The organism is Thermoanaerobacterium sp. PSU-2 (genome assembly GCF_002102475.1).
Lineage (GTDB): Bacteria > Bacillota > Thermoanaerobacteria > Thermoanaerobacterales > Thermoanaerobacteraceae > Thermoanaerobacterium.
Map to the genome: position 1 here is coordinate 1 of NZ_MSQD01000041.1, position 627 is coordinate 627.

1 rRNA gene is annotated in these 627 nt (G+C 45.8%); it reads left to right on the forward strand.

The annotated features are described in order from the left end of the window. Window positions 1-237: 237 nt before the first annotated feature. Window positions 238-627, forward strand: a 23S ribosomal RNA gene (locus tag BVF91_RS13030); the annotation flags it as partial.

The following is a 627-nucleotide window of genomic DNA, read 5'->3' on the forward strand; positions in this document are numbered from 1 at the left end:
AAGAAACGAGTTACAATTAACCAATAGACATTGTTATGAAAAATATTATTAAAAGCGAACGATTAATGAAGCTTACGCAATATATCACGATGAACGAAGCGCAGTTTGGCGTATGAGCGAAAGCGAAAGCCGTCACAACGCATAGACGGCGTTAGCCAAACAAGCGAAGAGAATCGATGATATATAGTAAGCGGAATTTGTGAGCGTTAATAATATTTTCAAAAAGCAATGTAAGTAGGTCAAGTTAGAAAGGGCGTATGGTGGATGCCCAGGCACTTAGAGCCGAAGAAGGACGCAGCAAGCGGCGAAACGCTCCGGGGAGTCGCAAGCAGACGCAGATCCGGAGATCTCCGAATGGGGAAACCCGCTTAAGGTAATACTTAAGCATCCCATGGTGAACACATAGCCATGAGGAAGGGACACCGCGTGAACTGAAACATCTAAGTAGCGCGAGGAAAAGAAAGAAAAAATCGATTTCCTGAGTAGTGGCGAGCGAAAAGGAAAGAGCCCAAACCATCACCAATGGTGATGGGGTTTAGGACCACAAGAAGGTATGAAAAGCGAAGCCGAACAGACCTGGGAAGGCAGGCCAAAGAAGGTGAAAGCCCTGTAGGCGTAGGCTTAAAA